The organism is Kitasatospora xanthocidica (assembly GCF_014656195.1).
In the GTDB taxonomy this organism is placed as follows: Bacteria; Actinomycetota; Actinomycetes; order Streptomycetales; family Streptomycetaceae; genus Kitasatospora; species Kitasatospora xanthocidica.
Genome location: NZ_BNBY01000007.1, coordinates 22,786 through 41,496, shown reverse-complemented (window position 1 = coordinate 41,496; position 18,711 = coordinate 22,786). Strand labels below are relative to the sequence as shown.

Annotated in this window: 22 protein-coding genes; 14 read left to right on the top strand and 8 right to left on the bottom strand. The window is 73.1% G+C overall.

Annotation, left to right across the window (positions count from 1 at the left end):
- The first annotated feature begins 166 nt into the window (after positions 1 to 166).
- The 8 genes from IE332_RS14710 (at position 167) to IE332_RS14675 (ending at position 5,997) form a co-directional block, all read left to right on the top strand.
- A complete protein-coding gene (locus IE332_RS14710; RefSeq protein WP_189916292.1) occupies positions 167 to 1,765 on the top strand; it encodes an ABC-F family ATP-binding cassette domain-containing protein in 1,599 nt (532 codons plus the stop codon).
- A gap of 327 nt (positions 1,766 to 2,092) precedes the next feature.
- Positions 2,093 to 2,326 carry a helix-turn-helix domain-containing protein gene (locus tag IE332_RS14705; RefSeq protein WP_030059940.1) on the top strand — a complete coding sequence of 78 codons (234 nt, stop codon included), beginning with the start codon at positions 2,093 to 2,095 and terminating at the stop codon, positions 2,324 to 2,326.
- Positions 2,327 to 2,577: 251 nt separating this feature from the next.
- Complete coding sequence (locus tag IE332_RS14700; protein WP_189916291.1) at positions 2,578 to 3,384, top strand: enoyl-CoA hydratase/isomerase family protein; 807 nt, start codon at positions 2,578 to 2,580, stop codon at positions 3,382 to 3,384.
- Between the two features lie 192 nt (positions 3,385 to 3,576).
- Complete coding sequence (locus IE332_RS14695; RefSeq protein WP_189916290.1) at positions 3,577 to 4,089, top strand: Asp23/Gls24 family envelope stress response protein; 513 nt, start codon at positions 3,577 to 3,579, stop codon at positions 4,087 to 4,089.
- Between the two features lie 57 nt (positions 4,090 to 4,146).
- Positions 4,147 to 4,338: a hypothetical protein gene (locus tag IE332_RS14690; RefSeq protein ID WP_189916289.1), complete on the top strand. Its 192-nt coding sequence runs from the start codon at positions 4,147 to 4,149 to the stop codon at positions 4,336 to 4,338.
- A complete protein-coding gene (locus tag IE332_RS14685) occupies positions 4,338 to 4,691 on the top strand; it encodes an Asp23/Gls24 family envelope stress response protein (RefSeq protein WP_189916288.1) in 354 nt (117 codons plus the stop codon). Before IE332_RS14690 ends, IE332_RS14685 begins: the two co-directional genes overlap by 1 nt.
- On the top strand, positions 4,688 to 5,353 hold the full coding sequence (locus IE332_RS14680) for a DUF6286 domain-containing protein (protein ID WP_189916287.1): 666 nt from the start codon (positions 4,688 to 4,690) through the stop codon (positions 5,351 to 5,353). The genes IE332_RS14685 and IE332_RS14680 overlap by 4 nt, the downstream gene beginning before the upstream one ends.
- Before the next feature lie 5 nt (positions 5,354 to 5,358).
- Positions 5,359 to 5,997: an Asp23/Gls24 family envelope stress response protein gene (locus IE332_RS14675; protein ID WP_189916286.1), complete on the top strand. Its 639-nt coding sequence runs from the start codon at positions 5,359 to 5,361 to the stop codon at positions 5,995 to 5,997.
- Positions 5,998 to 6,004: 7 nt separating this feature from the next.
- Here the strand turns inward: IE332_RS14675 and IE332_RS14670 are convergent, their stop codons facing one another.
- Positions 6,005 to 6,775: an SDR family oxidoreductase gene (locus IE332_RS14670; protein ID WP_189916285.1), complete on the bottom strand. Its 771-nt coding sequence runs from the start codon at positions 6,773 to 6,775 to the stop codon at positions 6,005 to 6,007.
- Positions 6,776 to 6,909: 134 nt separating this feature from the next.
- Between IE332_RS14670 and IE332_RS14665 the strand changes: the two genes are divergently transcribed.
- Together IE332_RS14665 and trxA are read left to right on the top strand one after the other, a co-directional pair.
- Positions 6,910 to 7,317 (top strand): MerR family transcriptional regulator, encoded by a 408-nt coding sequence (locus IE332_RS14665; protein WP_189916284.1) that lies wholly within the window; start codon positions 6,910 to 6,912, stop codon positions 7,315 to 7,317.
- A gap of 3 nt (positions 7,318 to 7,320) precedes the next feature.
- Entirely contained in the window at positions 7,321 to 7,653 is a 333-nt protein-coding gene (gene trxA / locus IE332_RS14660; RefSeq protein WP_308437569.1) for a thioredoxin, read from the top strand.
- A gap of 19 nt (positions 7,654 to 7,672) precedes the next feature.
- On the opposite strand, the gene IE332_RS14655 is transcribed toward trxA, so the two are convergent.
- Together IE332_RS14655 and IE332_RS14650 are read right to left on the bottom strand one after the other, a co-directional pair.
- Positions 7,673 to 8,470 (bottom strand): SURF1 family cytochrome oxidase biogenesis protein, encoded by a 798-nt coding sequence (locus IE332_RS14655; protein ID WP_189916283.1) that lies wholly within the window; start codon positions 8,468 to 8,470, stop codon positions 7,673 to 7,675.
- A 31-nt stretch (positions 8,471 to 8,501) separates the two neighbouring features.
- Positions 8,502 to 9,485, bottom strand: coding sequence for a DEDDh family exonuclease (locus IE332_RS14650; RefSeq protein WP_189916282.1), 984 nt, complete (start codon positions 9,483 to 9,485; stop codon positions 8,502 to 8,504).
- A gap of 126 nt (positions 9,486 to 9,611) precedes the next feature.
- On the opposite strand from IE332_RS14650, the gene IE332_RS14645 reads away from it, so the two are divergent.
- The 4 genes from IE332_RS14645 to moaA all read left to right on the top strand — a co-directional run bounded on the left by IE332_RS14645 (position 9,612) and on the right by moaA (position 13,952).
- A complete protein-coding gene (locus IE332_RS14645; protein ID WP_189916281.1) occupies positions 9,612 to 10,655 on the top strand; it encodes a zinc-dependent alcohol dehydrogenase family protein in 1,044 nt (347 codons plus the stop codon).
- 259 nt (positions 10,656 to 10,914) lie between these two features.
- A complete protein-coding gene (locus tag IE332_RS14640) occupies positions 10,915 to 11,271 on the top strand; it encodes a DUF485 domain-containing protein (protein ID WP_189916280.1) in 357 nt (118 codons plus the stop codon).
- On the top strand, positions 11,268 to 12,887 hold the full coding sequence (locus tag IE332_RS14635; protein WP_189916279.1) for a monocarboxylic acid transporter: 1,620 nt from the start codon (positions 11,268 to 11,270) through the stop codon (positions 12,885 to 12,887). The genes IE332_RS14640 and IE332_RS14635 overlap by 4 nt, the downstream gene beginning before the upstream one ends.
- Positions 12,888 to 12,962: 75 nt before the next feature.
- Positions 12,963 to 13,952 carry a GTP 3',8-cyclase MoaA gene (gene moaA, locus IE332_RS14630; RefSeq protein ID WP_189916278.1) on the top strand — a complete coding sequence of 330 codons (990 nt, stop codon included), beginning with the start codon at positions 12,963 to 12,965 and terminating at the stop codon, positions 13,950 to 13,952.
- 34 nt (positions 13,953 to 13,986) lie between these two features.
- Here the strand turns inward: moaA and IE332_RS14625 are convergent, their stop codons facing one another.
- The 5 genes from IE332_RS14625 to IE332_RS14605 all read right to left on the bottom strand — a co-directional run bounded on the left by IE332_RS14625 (position 13,987) and on the right by IE332_RS14605 (position 18,606).
- Complete coding sequence (locus IE332_RS14625) at positions 13,987 to 14,217, bottom strand: hypothetical protein (protein WP_189916277.1); 231 nt, start codon at positions 14,215 to 14,217, stop codon at positions 13,987 to 13,989.
- Positions 14,218 to 14,480: 263 nt separating this feature from the next.
- Complete coding sequence (locus IE332_RS14620; protein ID WP_189916276.1) at positions 14,481 to 14,864, bottom strand: DUF3099 domain-containing protein; 384 nt, start codon at positions 14,862 to 14,864, stop codon at positions 14,481 to 14,483.
- Between the two features lie 162 nt (positions 14,865 to 15,026).
- The gene (locus tag IE332_RS14615) at positions 15,027 to 15,578 is read right to left on the bottom strand and encodes an RNA 2'-phosphotransferase (RefSeq protein WP_189916275.1); all 552 of its coding nucleotides are present in this window, start codon (positions 15,576 to 15,578) and stop codon (positions 15,027 to 15,029) included.
- 29 nt (positions 15,579 to 15,607) lie between these two features.
- Positions 15,608 to 17,014, bottom strand: coding sequence for a metallopeptidase TldD-related protein (locus tag IE332_RS14610; protein WP_189916274.1), 1,407 nt, complete (start codon positions 17,012 to 17,014; stop codon positions 15,608 to 15,610).
- Positions 17,014 to 18,606 carry a TldD/PmbA family protein gene (locus IE332_RS14605; protein ID WP_229928634.1) on the bottom strand — a complete coding sequence of 531 codons (1,593 nt, stop codon included), beginning with the start codon at positions 18,604 to 18,606 and terminating at the stop codon, positions 17,014 to 17,016. The genes IE332_RS14610 and IE332_RS14605 overlap by 1 nt, the downstream gene beginning before the upstream one ends.
- Between the last annotated feature and the right edge of the window lie 105 nt (positions 18,607 to 18,711).

Below are 18,711 nucleotides of genomic sequence, written 5' to 3'. Positions count from 1 at the left end.
TTTCGCGCGGCCCGGTAGACTTGCCGTCATGGCTATCTTCTCCGGGCAATAGCGGGCGGCGGCGCCCCAGCGTGGCGCGCCGACCACCGACGAAGCCCCCTTCCGCTCGCCCGGCCCCGGGCCCCGCCCGGTCCGCCCGCCCACGTCCCAGGAGTAGTTCCCAGCCATGATTTCCGCCAACGCCCTCGAGCTGCGCGCCGGTGCCCGGATCCTGATCGAGTCCGCCAACTTCAAGGTCGCCGCCGGCGACCGGATCGGTCTGGTCGGGCGCAACGGCGCCGGCAAGACCACGCTCACCAAGGTGCTGGCCGGCGAGGGCCTGCCCGCCGCCGGGACGGTCACCCGCTCCGGCGAGGTCGGCTACCTCCCGCAGGACCCGCGCACCGGTGACCTGGACGTCCTGGCCAAGGACCGCATCCTCTCCGCCCGCGGCCTCGACACCGTGCTGAAGAAGATGCGCGAGAACGAGGACCGGATGGCGAACGGCAAGGGCGCCACCCGCGAGACCGCGATGAAGAAGTACGCCCGACTGGAGACCGAGTTCCTCACCAAGGGCGGGTACGCCGCCGAGGCCGAGGCCGCCACCATCGCCGCCGCGCTGGGCCTGCCGGACCGCATCCTCAACCAGCCGCTGCACACCCTCTCCGGTGGTCAGCGCCGCCGCGTCGAGCTGGCCCGGATCCTCTTCTCGGACTCCGACGTGCTGCTGCTCGACGAGCCCACCAACCACCTGGACGCGGACTCGATCGTCTGGCTGCGGGACTTCCTGAAGACGTACAAGGGCGGCTTCATCGTCATCTCGCACGATGTCGACCTGGTCGAGACGGTCGTCAACAAGGTTTTCTACCTGGACGCCAACCGCTCCTGCATCGACGTCTACAACATGGGCTGGAAGCAGTACCAGCAGCAGCGCGAGGACGACGAGAAGCGCCGCAAGCGCGAGCGGGCCAACGCCGAGAAGAAGGCCGCGACCCTGAACGCGCAGGCCGACAAGATGCGCGCCAAGGCGACCAAGACGGTGGCCGCGCAGAACATGGCCCGCCGCGCCGACAAGCTGCTCTCCGGTCTGGAGCAGGTCCGGGTGAACGACAAGGTCGCCAAGCTGCGCTTCCCGGAGCCGGCCCCCTGCGGCAAGACCCCGCTGACCGCCAGCGGCCTGTCGAAGTCCTACGGCTCGCTGGAGATCTTCACCGACGTCGACCTGGCGATCGACCGGGGCTCCCGGGTCGTCGTGCTGGGCTTCAACGGCGCCGGCAAGACCACCCTGCTGCGGATGCTGGCCGGGGTCGAGGCGCCGGACACCGGCGAGGTCATCCCGGGCCACGGCCTGAAGATCGGCTACTACGCCCAGGAGCACGAGACGCTCGACCCCGAGCGCAGCGTCCTGGAGAACATGCGCTCGGCCGCGCCGGACACCGACCTGGTGCAGATCCGCAAGATCCTCGGCTCCTTCCTGTTCTCCGGCGACGACGTGGACAAGCCCGCCGGGGTGCTCTCCGGCGGTGAGAAGACCCGTCTGGCGCTGGCCACCCTGGTGGTCTCCTCTGCCAACGTGCTGCTGCTCGACGAGCCCACCAACAACCTCGACCCGGCCAGCCGCGAGGAGATCCTGGGCGCGCTGCGCGAGTTCTCCGGGGCGGTCGTGCTGGTCACCCACGACGAGGGCGCGGTCGAGGCGCTCGACCCGGAGCGGATCATCCTGCTGCCGGACGGTGTGGAGGACCTGTGGAACCCGGGCTACGCCGATCTGGTCTCGCTGGCCTGACCGGAAGTAGACGCGCCATCCGCTTTTCGGACCAGAAAAACTAGTCCTTACGGCGTGTCCGGGAATGAAGAAGACCCGGATTCCGTTTAAGGACTTCCCGTCGGCCCGCCACTCGATCGTGGTCGGGCCGACGTTGCTGATCAGCCCTTTTCCGGCGAACGGCGGAATCCGGCCGGGGGCGTGCACTCTGCGTGAGCGCCCTGATGCGCTCGGATCACCACCGGAGGACCACGCAATTCCGACATCGACCTTGCCGAATGGGTGGCCAGGACGCGGTGGATGGGTGATCATGGGAATCTGACCGAGCAACGCTACGAGGAGGCACGGGTGGCCGAGACTCTGAAAAAGGGCAGCCGGGTGACCGGTGCCGCGCGTGAGAAGCTCGCGGCCGATCTCAAGAAGAAGTACGACTCCGGGGCGAGCATTCGCGCTCTCGCGGAGGAGACCGGTCGTTCGTACGGCTTCGTGCACCGGATGCTGAGCGAGTCCGGAGTGATCCTCCGGGGCCGCGGTGGTGCCACGCGTGGCAAGAACAAGGCGACTGCCGGGGCCGGTTCCTGACGGTTCGTCAATCATTGGCTGGATGACGCGGCGGCAGGCTGCCGGCCGAGGAGACGAGGGCTGAACCATCAGCCGGGCGTCCGCCCTCGGGTCGTGTGGACCGGCCGCCGATCGTCATGTCCGGGGTGTCGTCCACCCCCGGCGGCCGTTCCGCGAGGCTCCGTCGATCTTTCGGGCCGGGGCCCCTGCCCTGCCGCGCCCAGGTTTGTTACTCTCCGGTAGCCACATCCCTCGCCACCGGAGGTCCCCGCATGACCGCTCCCGCCACCGACCCGCAGGCCCCGAGCTGGGAGCGGGACGGCGTCCGCCTGGAGATCGAAGGCGAACTCGCCGTCGTCACCCTCTGTCAGCCCAAGCGGCGCAACGCGCAGTCGCCCGCGCTCTGGCGCGCCCTCGCCGCCGCCGGCCGCGATCTGCCCGGCACCGTCCGGGTGGTCCTGCTGCGCGCGGAGGGCGTCTCCTTCTCGGCCGGGCTGGACCGGGCCATGTTCACCGCCGAGGGCATCCCGGGCGAGCCCACCTTCCTGCAGCTCGCCGGCGCGGGCGACAAGGAGCTGGACGACACCATCGCCACCTACCAGGAGGCCTTCACCTGGTGGCGCCGCCCGGACCTGATCTCCATCGCGGTCGTCCAGGGCCACGCCGTCGGCGCGGGCTTCCAGCTGGCGCTCGGCTGTGACCTGCGGGTGGTCGCGGAGGACGTCCAGTTCGCGATGAAGGAGACCTCGCTCGGCCTCGTCCCCGACCTGGCCGGCACCAAGCCGCTCACCGAACTCGTCGGCTACGCCCGGGCGCTGGAGATCTGCGCGACCGGCCGCTGGGTCGGCGCCGAGGAGTCCGCCACGATCGGGCTGGCCAACCTGGCCGTACCGGGCGCCGAGCTGGACGGCGCGGCCCGCGACCTCGCGGCGGCCCTGCTGGCCGCTCCGCGCGGCGCGGTGATCGAGACCAAGGCCCTGCTGCAGGGCGCCGCCGGGCGCTCCTTCGAGGAGCAGCGTTCGGCCGAACGGGTCGCGCAGGCGCGCCGGCTGCGGGAGCTCGCCGGTATCGGCGACTGACCGCCCGGTCTCGATCGGAGGCCCGGCCCCGGGGGATGACCCGGGGCCGGGCCTCCGGCGTTCCCGGGGTGTGGCGGCGGGTGCTCCGCGCGGAGCCGGGCGGGTGCCGCTCGGCGGGCGCGGACCGTGGCGAAATGCCAGAGTTGGGGAGGTTTGCGATATAGCTGGAGCCGTACGACGGGAGATGCGCCCATGCCTGACACTCCGACGCCCGCGACCCTGCACAAGAACGCCGGCGGCACGCCCACCCCCGGCCCGCCGCCTGGTGCCACCGGCGGTGCGAAGACGGCCGGGGAGCGCGGACGCACGGCGCTGGCCGTCGGCGTGGTCGAGAAGATCGCCGGAATGGCCGCCCGGGAGGTCTCCGGGATCCACGCGCTGGGCTCCGGGCTCTCCCGGACCTTCGGCGCGATGCGGGACCGGGTGCCCGGCGGCAAGTCCAGCATCGGGCGGGGCATCAAGGCCGAGGTCGGCGAGAAGCAGACCGCCATCGACATCGCCCTGGTGGTCGAGTACGGCGTGGTGATCCCCGAACTCGCCCGTCAGGTGCGGGAGAACATCATCAACGCGGTGGAGCGGATGACCGGCCTGGAGGTCGTCGAGGTCAACATCGCGGTCAACGACGTCCACCTCCCGGACGAACCGGAGTTCGAGGAGGAAGAGGAGACGGTGCCGTCGTCGGGGCAGCGGCCCAAGCTCAAGTAGCGGGCGGCGCTTGCGGAGTGGGCGGAGCACGGGCAGCGAGGAACGAGGGAGTAGCGGATGAACCTGGCCATCGTCGGCCTGGTGGTGGGCATGGCCCTCGGCTTCGCCGGGTACTTCGGGGGGTTCGCGGCGTTCCTGCTGGTGGCCGCGCTCGGACTGGTCGGCTTCGTGGTCGGCCGCCTCCTGGAGGGCGACATCGAGCTGGGCGAACTCGGGGACCTGCTCCGCGGCCGCGACCGGCGCCGCTGATGGCGGCCGCCGCCCCCGGCCCGGCCCCCGGCCTCGCCCCGGCGCGGCGCGGACGGCTGCGGGTCGCCGACCGGGTCTACGCCCGGATCGCCGCCCGGGCGGCGCGGGAGGTGCTGGCCGTGGCCTGGCCCGCCGGGCGGGTGAAGGGGGCGCCGCCGCGCGTCACGGTGGCGGTCCCGGGCAGCACCGTGACGGTCCGGGTGGAGCTCGAACTGCCCTTTCCGGCGGACGTCGCGGGGCTGGCGCGCGCGGTGCGGGAGGCGATCGCCGCCCGGGTGGCGGGCCTGACCGGGACCAGGGTGTCGGACGTGGTCATCGTGGTCGAGAAGCTGGTGACCGGGGGAACGTCGTGAGCGCGGAGGCCGGGGCGGCGCCCGACGGCGGGGCAGCGGCCCCCGGCACCGAGGAGCTGGGGAAGGTGCGGCGGCCACGGGCGCCGCGGACCGCGGCCGCGGCCCTGGTGGCGACGGTGGTGCTGGTCGTGGCCGGAGCGCTGCTGTACGACGTGATCGAGGTCCGGGCCGGACGGCCGGCCCGGAGGTGGCGGGCGCAGATCGCGGACGAGCTGGCCACCCGGCACCTCGACGACCTGTGGGTGCTGGTCGGCGCCGGGGCGGCGACGCTGCTCGGCGGGTGGCTGCTCTGGCTGGCGATCGCGCCCGGGCTGCGGAGGTGGCTGGTGCTGCGCCCGTACGGGGGCACGACCGCGGCCGTCGACCGGGCCGGGATCGGACACCTGCTGAGGGACCGGGCGGCGGGGCTGGCCGGGATCGACCACCTGCGGATCCGGGTCGGCCGGCGGCGGGTGCGGGTGGCGCTGGTCGGGCCCGCCGACCCGGCGTCGGTGCAGCGGCAGCTGCGGGAGGAGCTGGACCGGGTCGGGGCGGCGCGGCCCTTGCGGCTGGACGTCCGGACGGCGGGCGGGCGCCGGGCCGGGCGGGGCGCCCGGACGGAGCCGGCGGACGGAACGGAGTCGGGGACGGGGACGGAGTCGGGGACGGGGGTGGCGGAGTGAGGCGGGTGGTCGTCAACCGGGTGCTGCTGGGAGTGGTGGGGGTGCTGCTGCTGGGGGCCGGGGTGCTGGTGCTGGCGGGCGGGCTCGACCTCTACCGGCGGCTGGGCGCGCACCCGCCGCACTGGTGGCCGCTGACCTCGCCGGACCAGCCGGTGGTGAGCGCCCGGTCGCGGGGCCGGTGGGTGGACTCGGCGTGGTGGTGGCCGACGGTGATCGGCGGGCTGGCCGTGCTGGTGGTGGGGATGGCCTGGTGGCTGGTGGCCCAGCTGCGGCGGACCGGGCTGTCCAGCATCGCGGTCCCGACGCCGGGCGTGAGCGGGCTCCGACTGCGGGTCAGCGCACGGGCGTTGGAGGAGGCGATGGAGACCGGGACGGCGGTGCTGCCGGAGGTCGAGCGGGCCGGGGTCCGGCTGGTGCGGGCGCCGGGGCACCCGCGGCTGCGCGGTGCGGTGCGGCTGACACCGGGTGGGGATCCGGCCGCGCTGGTGGAGCACTTCGAGGACGGGCCCCGGACGGATGCGTGCCGCAGCCTGGGGCTGCCGGAGCTGCCCGCGGACCTGCGGATCCGGGTGCTGCAGGCCGCCCCCGCCGAACCGCGGCGCCGGTGGCGCCGACGGCGGCGGAGGCAGTCGAGGGTGCTCTGACCAGAAATCAGAGGGTGCGCAGGGCGCCGCCGTCGACCGGGACCATCAGGCCGGTCAGGTAGGAGGCGGCGGGGGAGAGCAGGAAGGCGGCGACCTTGCCGAACTCCTCGGGGGTGCCGTAGCGGCCGAGCGGGATGCCGGCGCCGGCCCGTGCCCGGGCGCCCTCGGGGTCGCCGCCGAGCGCGTCCAGCTCGCGTACCCGGTCGGTGTCGATCCGGGCCGGGAGCAGGCCGACCACGCGGATGCCGCGGGGGCCGAGCTCGTCCGCGAGCGCCTTGGCGGCCATCGCGAGGCCGGGGCGCAGGCCGTTGGAGATGCCCAGGCCGGGGATCGGCTGGCGGACGGAGCTGGAGAGCACGAAGCCGATCACCCCGCCCTCGCCGAGGGCCGCGGCGGCGGCGCGGGCGATCCGCAGGGCGCCCAGGAACACCGATTCGAAGGCGTCGCGCCAGGCGTCCTCGGGGGTGGTTTCGACCGGGCCGGCCTGGGGGCCGCCGACGCTGATCAGGACGCCGTCGAGCCGGCCGAACCGCTCGGTCGCCTCCGCGACCAGCCGCTCGGCGGTGCCCGGGTCGGAGTTGTCCGCGACCAGGCCGTGGGCGGTGCCGGGGCCGGCCAGGGCGTTCAGTTCGGCGACGGCCGCGTCCACGGCCTTCTCGTTCCGGCCGCTCACCAGCACCCGGGCGCCGTCGGCGGCGAGTTCACGGGCGGCGGCGAAGCCGAGGCCGCGGGTGGCGCCGGTGACGACGTATGCCTTGTCCTTCAGTCCGAGATCCATGGGGACATACTGCCGGGTGGGGCGGGGGCCCGGGGGCGGGGGTGCGGTTCCGGGAGTGGTCGCGCCGGGGCTGGCGTTGACGTCCGGGGCAAGGTTTACGGTCGTTGCCGGAAGCGCGGGAGGAGCGGGTTCGGATGCGGATCGGGGAGCTGGCGGAGCGGGCGGGGACGACCACGCGGGCGTTGCGGTACTACGAGCAGCTGGGGCTGTTGCCGGCCCGTCGGGCGGTCAACGGGTACCGGGCGTACGACGAGGGCGACCTGCGGCTGCTGCGGGAGATCCGGACGCTGCGGGACGCCGGGTTCGGGCTGGAGGAGACCCGGCCGTTCGTGGAGTGCCTGCGGGCGGGGCACCCGGAGGGGGACTCGTGTCCGGCGTCGCTGGAGGTGTACGAGCGCAAGCTCGCCGAGCTGGACGACTGCATCGAGCGGCTGCGGGAGGCGCGGGCGCGGGTGGCCGGCCAGTTCGAGCGGGCGGTGCGGGCCCGGGACGACCTCGCGGCTTCCGAAGGATCACCCCAGTGCGAACTGACGGAGGAGTAGACGATGACGCGGATCGAGGGTGTGCCGGCGGTGACGGACGAGACGTTCGCCACCGAGGTGCTGGCGGCCGAGGGGCCGGTGCTGGTGGACTTCACGGCGGACTGGTGCCCGCCGTGCCGGATGATGGCGCCGGTGCTGGCGGACATCGCGCGGGAGGAGTCGCACCGGCTGCGGGTGGTGAGCCTCGACGTGGACCACAACCCGCGGACGCAGGCGGCGTACGGCGTGCTGTCGATGCCGACGCTGATGGTGTTCCGGGGCGGGGAGCCGGTGCGGTCGGTGGTGGGGGCGCGGGCCAAGGCGCGGCTGCTCCGGGAGCTGGACGACGTGCTGTAGAACAGCCCGGGCCCGGGCGCTACGCCGGGACGGGTTCGGTGACGGTCTCCGGCTCGGCGGCCTGCTTGGCGCGGTCCTTGGCCTCGCGGCGGGCGAGGATCCAGACGCCGACCGGGATCATCGCGGTGAACAGCCACCACTGGACGGCGTAGGCCATGTGCGGGCCGATGTCCGAGTGGTTGGGCTCGGGGATCAGCTGGGGCTGGTCGGCCGGGGCCGGGGTGGTGGCGGCGAGTTCGAGGTAGCCGCCGAGGAGGGTGGTGCCGCTCTCCTTGGCCTGCTCCTCGGTGTTGATCAGGTTGAACTGGCGGTCCGGCAGGCCGGCGCGGTCCTTGATGCCGCTGGCGCCGTACGTCTCGTCGGCGCGCAGCCGGCCGGTGAGGGCGACCTCGCCGGCCGGGGCGGCCGGGACGGGCGGGTACTGGGTGGCGCCGTCGCCGGAGGGGACCCAGCCGCGGTTGACCAGGACGGTGCCCTTGCCGTCGGAGAGCTTCAGCGGGGTCACGACGAAGTAGCCGATGGTCCCGCTGGAGTCGGTCCGCTTGCGGACCACGAACTCGTGTGCCGGGTCGTACTGGCCGGTGGCGGTCACCGCGCGCCAGGTGAGGTCCTTGGGGACCGTGGCGCCGGGGGCCGTCGACAGGGTGTCGAAGGGGACCGGGGCGGCCGTCAGGGCCTGGCCGATCAGCTCGTTCCGGGCCACCCGCGCCTCGTGGCGGTGCAGCTGCCAGAAGCCCAGCTCGATCGTCGCGGGGATCAGCAGCAGCGCGATCAGCATGGTGATCAGCCACTGGCGGGTCAGCAGAAAACGGTACACATGGGAACGGTACGCCGACCTCACAACCGGCTCACGCACCGGGGTGCGGGGCGACCTCGCGCAGCAGTTGCAGGAACGCGTCCTCGGTGACCACCGGGGTGCCGACCTCCCGGGCCTTGCGGGCCTTGCCGCTCCAGCTGTCCGGCTCGTTGGTGACCAGCAGGCTGGTGAGGCGGCTCACCGAGGAGGCGATGTGCAGGCCGGCCTCGACGGCGCGGTCCTCCAGGAGCTCGCGGTCGGTGGCGGTGTCGCCGGTGAAGGCCACCCGCATGCCCTGGACCAGCGGCTTGCCGTCCTGCCAGCGCCCGGGGTTCGGGTACGGGCAGGCCGGGCGCTTCTTGGCCTGGCGGTAGTTCGCGCCGGTCCAGGAGGCGCGGCCGGGGGCGGCGGACTCCTCCTCGCCGAGGTCGGTGACCGCGACGCAGTTCTGCAGCGGCAGCGGGACGCCGCCGAGGCGGGCGAGGTGCAGGCTGGGGCGGAAGGCCTCGGCGAGCACCCGGGCGTCGTCCAGGGCGTTGTGGGCGTGCCGCTGCTGGACGCCGAAGTGGGCGGCGAGCGTGGCCAGCTTGCCGTTGGGCAGCGGCAGGCGGAGGTCCCGGGAGAGGACCATGGTGCAGATCCGCTGCTCGACCGGGGCGCGCAGGCCGGCCCGGGAGAACTCGCGGGAGATCATGTTCCAGTCGAAGAGCGCGTTGTGCGCGACCAGGACCCGGCCGCGCAGCCGGTCGGCGAGCTCGTCGGCGATCTGCGGGAAGGTCGGGGCGGTGGTGAGCAGCTCAGCGGTCAGGCCGTGGATCCAGACCGGGCCCGGGTCCCGCTCGGGGTTGACCAGGGTGTACCAGTGGTCGGTGACCTCGCCGTCCGGGTCCAGCTGGTAGACGCCCGCCGAGATGACGCGGTCGGAGCGGCCGAGACCGGTGGTCTCGACGTCGACGACCGCGAAGCCCTCGGTGAGGGCGGCTGAGCGCTGTGCGGGGACCGGGGCGGTCCTCGGCGCGGGCTGGATCGGTTGCATGGTCCAACAGGATAAGGGGCGGCGAGGACGGGTCCGGTCGGAATGTTCCGACCGACCGGCCGGAATAGAGTGGTCGGCGGGGGTGTCGTACACCTGGTCGATACGTTCTGAGCGAAGGAACAGCGCATGCGTGCCACCGTGATCCACGGCCCCAGTGACATCCGGATCGAGGAAGTACCGGACCCGGTGATCCGGCATCCCACGGACGTGGTCCTCCGGGTGCTGAACGCCTGTATCTGCGGCAGCGACCTGTGGGCCTACCGGGGCGTGGCCCAGCGGGTGGCCGGGCAGCGGATCGGGCACGAGTTCCTGGGCGTGGTCGAGGAGGCCGGCGCCGAGGTCCGGGGCTTCGCCAAGGGCGACCTGGCGGTGGCCCCGTTCGTCTGGTCGGACGGGACGTGTGATTTCTGTCGCGAGGGCCTGCACACCTCCTGCCCGCACGGCGGGTTCTGGGGCCAGGTCGGCTCGGACGGCGGCCAGGGCGAGGCGGTGCGGGTGCCGTTCGCGGACGGGACGCTGGTGAAGCTGCCGAAGGAGGCGGCGGGCGACGAGAAGCTGCTGCCGGGGCTGCTGGCGCTGTCGGACGTGATGGCGACCGGGCACCACGCGGCGGTCTCGGCGCGGGTGCGGCCCGGGTCGACGGTCGCGGTGGTCGGCGACGGCGCGGTGGGCCTGTGCGGCGTCCTGGCGGCGCACCGGCTGGGCGCGGGCCGGATCATCGCGCTGGGCCGGCACACGGCCCGGACCGAGCTGGCCCGGCGCTTCGGCGCGACGGACGTGGTGGCCGAGCGCGGGGACGCGGCCGTCGAGGCGGTCAAGGAGCTGACCGGCGGCGTGGGCGCGCACGCGGTGCTGGAGGCGGTCGGCACCGAGGAGTCGATGCGGACGGCCGTGTCGATCACCCGGGACGGTGGCGCGGTCGGGTACGTCGGGGTGCCGCACGGCGGCAGCGCGGGCGTGGACATCGGACAGATGTTCGGCCGAAACGTTTCGCTGAACGGTGGCGTCGCGCCGGCCCGCGCGTACATCCCCGAGCTGCTGCCGGACGTGCTCTCCGGGGCCATCGAGCCGGGCCTGGTCTTCGACCGCACGGTCGGCCTGGACGGCGTGCCGGACGGCTACCGGGCGATGGACGACCGCTCGGCGCTGAAGGTCCGGATCGCCTTCTGACGTCTTGTCACGAGGGGCGGCACCGCTGGTCGGTGCCGCCCCTTTCGCATGGGACGGGAGGGGCGCGAAGCGGCACGGGTGGTGGTTTTCGGCCATTCGGATGGTGCGAGGGGGTGAACGGCTGGCTGATCGCGGTCAACCCCTTTCGGGCTGGGCACGACGCTCCTAGCATTGCGCGGCGCGCCCGCGAAATGTGACGGCCCTCACGTTCGATCGTTCCCCCTGTGTGACAGCTACGCCGAAGGAGTGAGGAGAGAGAGTGGATTCGCCGCCGATCGCCACTTCCCCCACGGAAGTCCAACTCATCGACGAGAGTGAGGAGTTCCGTACCCTGCGGCGCTCGTTCCGGAGCTTCGCCTTCCCGGTCACCATCGGCTTCGTGCTCTGGTACCTGCTCTACGTCCTGCTCTCGTGCTACGCCCCCGGCCTGATGGGCACCAAGGTCATCGGGCACGTCAACCTGGCCCTGGTGCTGGGGCTGCTGCAGTTCGCCACCACCTTCGCGATCGCCGCCTGGTACGCCCGCTACGCCGACCGGCGGATCGACCCGGTCGCCACCGCGATCCGTGAGGCGCACGGCGCCGTCGTCCACGCCCCCCGGGAGTCCGCCGAATGACCTTGCTCGCCAGCTCCGCCACCGAGCACCGCGGCCTGACCATGACCCTGTTCGGGGTCTTCGTGCTGGCCACCCTGGTCATCACCGTCTGGGCAGGGCGGCAGAACCGGAGCGCCGCCGACTTCTACGCCGGCGGCCGGGGCTTCACCGGCTTCCAGAACGGCCTGGCCATCTCCGGCGACTACATGTCCGCGGCCTCCTTCCTCGGCATCGCCGGGCTGATCGCGCTCAACGGCTACGACGGCTTCCTCTACTCGATCGGCTTCCTGGTCGCCTGGCTGGTCGCGCTGCTGCTGATCGCCGAGCCGCTGCGCAACTCCGGCCGGTTCACCATGGCGGACGTGCTCGCGTTCCGGATGCGCCAGCGGCCGGTGCGCACCGCGGCAGGGGTGTCCACCATCGTGGTGTCGATCTTCTACCTGCTCGCCCAGATGGTCGGCGCCGGGGCGCTGGTGGCCCTGCTGCTGGGGGTCACCGGGGACGGCGCCAAGCGCTGGACCATCCTCGCGGTGGGCGCACTGATGATCATCTACGTGGTGATAGGGGGTATGAAGGGCACCACCTGGGTGCAGATCGTCAAGGCCGTGCTGCTGATCGTCGGCGCCGCGCTGATGACCGTCCTGGTGCTCGCCAAGTACCACTTCAACCCCTCGGAGCTGCTCGGCGCGGCCGCCTCCGCGAGCGGCAAGGGCACCGCCTTCCTGGAACCGGGGCTGAAGTACGGGGCCACCGACACCTCCAAGCTCGACTTCATCAGCCTGGGCATCGCGCTGGTGCTCGGCACCGCCGGCCTGCCGCACATCCTGGTCCGCTTCTACACCGTCCCCACCGCCAAGACGGCCCGGAAGTCGGTGCTCTGGGCGATCGGCATCATCGGCGTCTTCTACCTGATGACCCTGGCGCTCGGCTTCGGCGCGGCCGCCCTGGTCGGCCGCAGCGGCATGGTGGCCGTCGAGGGCAAGACGCCGTCCGGGAACACCGCGGCGCCGCTGCTCGCCGAGCAGCTCGGCGGCGGGGCCGGCAGCACCGGCGGGGCGATCATGCTCGCGGTGATCTCGGCGGTCGCCTTCGCCACCATCCTGGCCGTGGTGGCCGGCCTCACCCTGGCCTCCTCGGCCTCATTCGCGCACGACCTGTACGCCAACGTGATCCGGCGCGGCAAGGTGAGCGAGAAGGAGGAGGTGCTGTCGGCGAAGTGGGCCGCCGTCGCGATCGGCGCCGTCTCCATCGTCCTCAGCCTCTACGCGGGCAAGCTCAGCACCGCCGCCCTGGTCGCGCTGGCCTTCGCGGTGGCCGCCTCGGCGAACCTGCCGACCCTGCTGTACTCACTGTTCTGGAAGCGCTTCACCACCGCGGGCGCGGTCAGCTCGGTCTACGCCGGCCTGATCTCCTCGGTGGTGCTGGTGATCTTCTCCCCGGTGCTGTCCGGAACCCCGAAGTCACTCTTTCCGGACGTCGACTTCCACTGGTTCCCCCTGGAGAACCCCGGCCTGGTCTCCATCCCGATCGGCTTCCTGGCCGGCTGGCTCGGCACCCTGCTCTCCCCCGAGCGTCCCGACCCGGCGAAGTACGCTGAACTGGAGGTCCGCTCGCTGACCGGACTGGGTGCCCATTGATCATCCCGCGATGACTATGCTGGCCCGGCCCGCCTCACGGTGGCCGGGCCGGCCGCATTTCGGGGAAGGACGCACGTGCTGCTCGACACCTTCGGACGCCAGGCCGTCGACCTGCGGGTCTCCCTCACGGACCGGTGCAACCTGCGCTGCACCTACTGCATGCCGGAGGAAGGCCTCCAGTGGCTGGCCAAGCCGGACCTGCTGACCGACGAGGAGATCGTCCGGCTGGTCACCGTCGCCGTGCGCGACCTGGGCGTCCGCGAGGTCCGCTTCACCGGCGGCGAGCCGCTGCTGCGCCCTGGGCTGGTCGCGATCGTGGCCGCCTGCTCGGAGCTGGAGCCGCGCCCCGAGCTGTCGCTGACCACCAACGGCATCGGACTGGCCCGCACCGCGACGGCGCTGCGCGAGGCCGGGCTCGACCGGGTCAACGTCTCGCTGGACACCCTCGACCCCGAGGTGTTCCACACCCTCACCCGCCGCCACCGCCACCAGGACGTGCTGGACGGGCTGGCCGCCGCCGAGGCCGCCGGGCTCACGCCGGTGAAGCTGAACGCGGTGCTGATGCGCGGGGTCAACGACCACGAGGCCGCCGACCTGCTGGCCTGGTGCCTGGAGCGGGGCTACGAGCTGCGCTTCATCGAGCAGATGCCGCTGGACGCCCAGCACGGCTGGGACCGCAGCTCGATGGTCACCGCCGGGGAGATCCTCGACCTGCTGCGGGCCCGCTTCGCGCTCACCCCGGAGCCGTCCGCGTCCCGGGGCGCGGCGCCCGCCGAGCGCTGGCTGGTGGACGGCGGCCCGGGCCGGGTCGGCGTGATCGCCTCCGTCACCAGGCCGTTCTGCCGCGCCTGCGACCGGACCCGGCTGACCGCCGACGGCCAGGTGCGCAACTGCCTGTTCGCGACCGGGGAGACCGACCTGCGCGCCGCGTTGCGCTCGGGCGCCGCCGACGCCGAGCTGGCCACGCTGTGGCGGGCGGCGATGTGGGGCAAGAAGGCCGGGGCCGGGATCGACGACCCGGAGTTCCTGCAGCCGGACCGGCCGATGTCCGCGATCGGCGGCTGAGCGCGGGGGCGGAGAAGCGGGTTCGGGCTCGGGGTCAGGCGGAGGCGCCGGGGTCCTCGGGGGTCCAGTCGGCGAAGGCGACGACCTCCTTGAGGAAGCCGCGCACGCCGAGGAACTGGGACAGGTGCTCGCGGTGCTCGTCGCAGGCGAGCCAGGTCTTGCGGCGGTCCGGGGTGTGCAGCTTGGGGTTGTTCCACACCAGCACCCAGCCGGCGTCCGCCCGGCAGCCCTTGGCGGAGCAGATCGGCGTCTGCGGGGTGTCCATCGGGCCGTCCTCAGCGGTAGCGGGTGAATCTGCACCGCCAGTCTGTCACGCCCCGGCCGGACGACCGGATCCGGGCATGGCGACGCCGGGCAGCCACGGGGGGAGCCGCCCGGCGTCGGTCCGTCGCTCCGACGGGGGATGCGGAGCGCGTACGCAGTATGTCACGCCAAGACCCTCGGATGGGGAGGTCTTGCATGATTAATCTGAGGTTTTATTGAGCTTTCGTCGAGCCGGATCAGGACGGAACGGGACGGAACGGTCGGTCAGTTCACGTCCTGTGAAGGATCGGTGGCAGCGGTCTTCGCACCACCCGCACCGGCCGTCGCACCCGCCCCACCCGTACCACCGGGGCCGAGCATCAGCGGGGTGTCGAGCGGGATGTCGAAGGTGCTCGGCAGCCCCGGGGCCCGTTCCCGGCCCGCGTTGGCGATCAGCACCGCGAAGTACGGCATCAGGACGGCGCACGCCAGCGCCGCGAACGCCAGCCAGCGCTGGACGTCCCACAGCACCACCGCGAGCAGCACGCAGACCGTACGGAACAGCATCGAGATCACGTAGCGGCGCTGGCGCCCCCGGACGTCCTCGGTGAGGCTGCTGCGAGCCCCCGTGATCCGGAAGACCTGCCCGCCGCCGGCACTCTTGTCCATGTGTCCTACCGCCCTCGTCGCGCCCCCGCGCGTCTGGCCGCGCGGCCACTTCACGGTACGCCCGGGCGGTCGTGGCGACGAGACCGGGTGGGGCGGACGCACCCGGCCGGGTGCGCGAAGGGCCTGTCCGGCGGAGCGGACAGGCCCTTCGCGGAACGGGCTTCAGGAGCGCCGGGAGAGGTACTGCGGGGGCACGGCGTCGGTGAGCCAGACGCCGTTGTCGCTGATCCGGAACTCGTGGCCGGCCGCCGCCATCGCGGCGGCGTTCACCGTCAGCACCACCGGACGGCCGTGCCGGGCGCCGACCCTGGTCGCCGTCTCGGTGTCGGCCGAGAGGTGGACGTCCTGGCGGGCCATCGGGCGCAGGCCCTCGCGGAAGATCGCCGCCAGGTGCCGGTCGGCGGTGCCGTGGTAGAGCACGTGGGGCGGCACGGCGGCGGCCAGACCGAGGTCGACCGCCACCGTGTGGCCCTGGTTCGCGCGGATCGAGAGACCGTCCGGCGAGTAGCCGAAGCGGCGCTTGTTGTTGGTGGCCACCACGTGGTCCAGCTCGGCCCTGGTCAGCCGGTTGCCCTTCGCCGCGAGCGCGGCGAGCAGCACGTCGATCCGGACCCAGCCGGCCCCGTCGAGCGTGACGCCCACCCGCTCGGGCTCGTGCCGCAGGATGCGCGACAGCATCTTGCTCGTCTTGACCAGCCGCTTCTCGTCCGTCATGTCTCTCGTATCCCCCCGTAGGCCAGCGGCTAAGAGGCCTGGCTGACCGAACTCATGTTGAAGTCCGCGACACGCACGGGTGGCATCGCGGTGCGGGTGAACCAGTCGCTCCACTCGCGGGGCAGGCAGCGTTCGGTGCGGCCCACCTCGGTGATCCGGCCGAGCAGGTCCACCGGGGACTCGTTGAACCGGAAGTTGTTGACCGCGCCGACGACCTCGCCGTTCTCCACCAGGTAGACGCCGTCCCGGGTGAGGCCGGTGAGCAGCAGCGTCGCCGGGTCCACCTCGCGGATGTACCAGAGGCAGGTGAGCAGCAGGCCGCGCTCGGTGCGGGCGATCATCTCGTCCAGGGTCGGCGCCGACTCCTGCGCCGACCCCTGCACCGCCTCCAGGACGAGGTTGTCGATCGCCGGGCGCACCGGCAGGCCGGTGAGGCCGGCCGAGTGGCGGCTGGTCACCAGGTCGTTGAGCACGCCCTCGCGGATCCACTCGGTGGCGGCGGTCGGCTCGCCGTTGTCGAAGACCGAGACGTCCCCGCCGGTGGAGTGCGCGAGCACGAACGGCGCCGCCTCCAGGCCGGGCTCGGCCGGGTCCGCGCGCAGGGTCAGCGGCAGGCCGCTCAGCTTGTCGCCGATCCGGGTGCCCCCGCCGGGCTTGGAGAAGACCGTCCGGCCCTCGTGGGCGTCCCGGCCGCCGGCCGACCAGCTGAGGTAGACCATCAGGTCGGCGACGGCCGAGGGCGGCAGCAGGGTCTCGTAGCGGCCGGCCGGCAGGTCCACCTTGCGGGCGCCCCAGCCGAGGCGCCTGGTCAGCTCGGTGTGCAGGGCCGGCACGTCGACGTCGGTGAAGTCCCGGGTGGCGGCGCCGACCCAGGCCGAGTCGGACAGGTCGGCGGTCTTGGCGTTGATCTCGACCATGCCGGTGGGCTGGTCGTGGCGCAGCCGCAGACCGGTGGAGGTGCCCAGGTAGCTGGTGACCACCTCGTGCCGGGCGAAGCCGTACAGCAGCTCGCCCCGGGCGGCGGCGCGGGCGAAGGCCTCGCCGAGGGCCGGGCCGAAGGCCTCGAACACCGCGATCGAGGTCTCCGCGGGCGGCTCGGTGAAGTCCGGGGAGGCGGGCCGGTCGGCGACCAGCGGCTGGGCGTCCTCGGCCGGGCCGGCCGCGCGGGCGGCCGCCTCGGCGGCCCGGACCAGGTCCTCGACCTCGGCCGCGGTCACGGCCTCGCGGGAGACCACGCCGGAGGCGGTGCCCTCGGCGCCGGCCACGGTGGCGATCACGGTCAGCCGGCGGCCGCGGGTGACGCCGTTGGTGGTCAGGGCGTTGCCGGCCCAGCGCAGGTTGGCGGTGGACTCCTCGTCGGCGATCACCACGCAGCCGTCGGCGCGGGAGAGGCCGAGCGCCAGCTCGACGAGTTCGTGGGGCTGCGTCGCGGTCATCAGTGACCCGCCTCCTGCTGGGTGTTGAGCACGTTGACGTTCCGGAACAGGGCCGACGGGCAGCCGTGGCTGACGGCCGCGGTCTGGCCGGGCTGCGCCTTGCCGCAGTTGAAGGCGCCGCCGAGGACGTAGGTCTGCGGGCCGCCGACCGCCGCCATCGAGCCCCAGAAGTCGGTGGTGGTGGCCTGGTAGGCGAAGTCCTTGACCTGGCCCGCGAGTTCGCCGTTCTTGATGGCGTAGGCGCGCTGGCCGGTGAACTGGAAGTTGTACCTCTGCATGTCGATCGACCAGGAGCGGTCGCCGACGATGTACAGGCCGTTCTCCACCCCGGCGAACAGGCCCTCGGTGTCCGGGCCGTCGGCGGCGGGCCGCAGCGAGACGTTGGCCATCCGCTGCACCGGGACGTGCGCGGGGGAGTCCGCGAAGGAGCAGCCGTTGGAGCGCTCGAAGCCCTTCAACCTGGCCATGCCGCGGTCCAGTTGGTAGCCGACCAGGACGCCGTCCCGGACCAGGTCCCAGGACTGGGTGGCGACGCCCTCGTCGTCGTAGCCGATGGTGGACAGGCCGTGCTCGGCGGTGCGGTCGCCGGTGACGTGCATCAGCTCGGAGCCGTACTTCAGCGAGCCGAGCTGGTCGAAGGTGGCGAAGGAGGTGCCGGCGTAGGCGGCCTCGTAGCCGAGCGCGCGGTCCAGTTCGGTGGCGTGGCCGATCGACTCGTGGATGGTCAGCCAGAGGTTGGACGGGTCGATGACCAGGTCGTAGCGGCCCGCCTGGACGCTCGGGGCCTTCATCTTCTCGGCGAGCAGGGTCGGCAGCTCGGCGAGTTCGGCGTCCCAGTCCCAGCCGGTGCCCGTCAGGCCCTGTCCATCGGGGGACGACCCCCGGACCCCCGTGAGGTACTCGAAGCCGCGGCCGACCGGCGGGGCCAGGGTGCGCATCGAGTCGAAGGCGCCGGTGCGCTCGTCGACCGAGGTGGCCTCCAGCTCCGGGTGCAGCCGGATCCGCTGCTGGGTGGTCACGGTGCCCGCGGTGTCCGCGTAGAACTTGTTCTCCTGGACGGTCAGCAAGGACGCCTGGACGTGCGAGACGCCGTCGGCGGCCAGCAGCCGGGAACTCCAGTCGGCGAGCAGCGCGGTCTTCTCCGCGTCCGGCACCTCGAAGGGGTTGACCTCGTACGCGGAGACCCAGGTGACGTCCCGGTGGACCGGCTCGTCGGCCAGCTCGACCCGCTCGGCGGAGCCGGCCGCCCGGCTGATCCCGCCGGAGAGGCGGGCCACCGCGACGGCCTGCTCGGCGACCCGCACGGCCGCAGCGGCGGTGAGGTCGACGCCGGCGGCGAAGCCCCAGGCGCCGTCCAGCAGCACCCGGACGGCGAAGCCCAGCTGCATGCTGTCCGAGGTGCCGGCCGGACGGGCGTCGCGCAGCCGCCAGGAGGCGCTGCGGATCCGCTCCAGGCGGAAGTCGGCGTGGCTCGCGCCGAGTTCACGGGCCCGGGTGAGGGCGGCGTCGGCGAGGGCGCGCAGCGGCAGGGCGAGGAAGAGCGGGTCGACGGCGCGGGCGGGCGCGGCGCCGGCCCGGTCGGCCGGAGGGATCGGAGGCAATCGGGCTCCCAGGTCGCGGAGGGTGGCGGTGCGGGGCCACAGGGGCGCCCGCACCGCATCATTTCCCGTCCACCGGGTTTCCGGCCAGCGCATTTC